This is a genomic window from Solibacillus isronensis, assembly GCF_023715405.1.
Classification (GTDB): Bacteria; Bacillota; Bacilli; order Bacillales_A; family Planococcaceae; genus Solibacillus; species Solibacillus isronensis_B.
In genome coordinates, this window is sequence record NZ_JAMBOC010000024.1 from 1 (window position 1) to 457 (window position 457).

At 63.2% G+C, this 457-nt stretch carries 1 protein-coding gene; it reads right to left on the reverse strand.

The window, feature by feature from the left end:
* Positions 1-87: 87 nt before the first annotated feature.
* Positions 88-457, reverse strand: a 370-nt coding sequence (locus tag M3166_RS18995; RefSeq protein ID WP_251691802.1) for a 2-oxo acid dehydrogenase subunit E2, incomplete at its 5' end; no start/stop codon positions are given.

Here is a 457-nt window from a genome sequence, read left to right on the forward strand (position 1 = left end):
GGACATGACAATCCTTTCTACTTGTACGCCCGCAGGTTCGCGTGTGAGCGCGACCCTGCGGAACGGGTCGATGCAGTGAGACTCGGCTTACAGGTCGAGCAGCAGGCGTGCCGGATCTTCCAGCGCATCCTTCATCGCGACGAGCGACAGCACGGCTTCGCGGCCGTCGATGATGCGGTGGTCGTACGACAGCGCGAGGTAGTTGATCGGGCGGATCACGATCTGGCCGTTCTCGACGACCGGGCGCTCCTTCGTCGCGTGCACGCCGAGGATGGCCGACTGCGGCGGGTTGATGATCGGGGTCGACAGCATCGAGCCGAACACGCCGCCGTTCGAGATCGAGAACGTACCGCCCGTCATTTCCTCGATCGACAGCTTGCCGTCCTTCGCCTTCTGGCCGAATTCGGCGATCTTCTTCTCGATCTCGGCGAGGCTCAGTTGATCCGCGTTGCGCAGG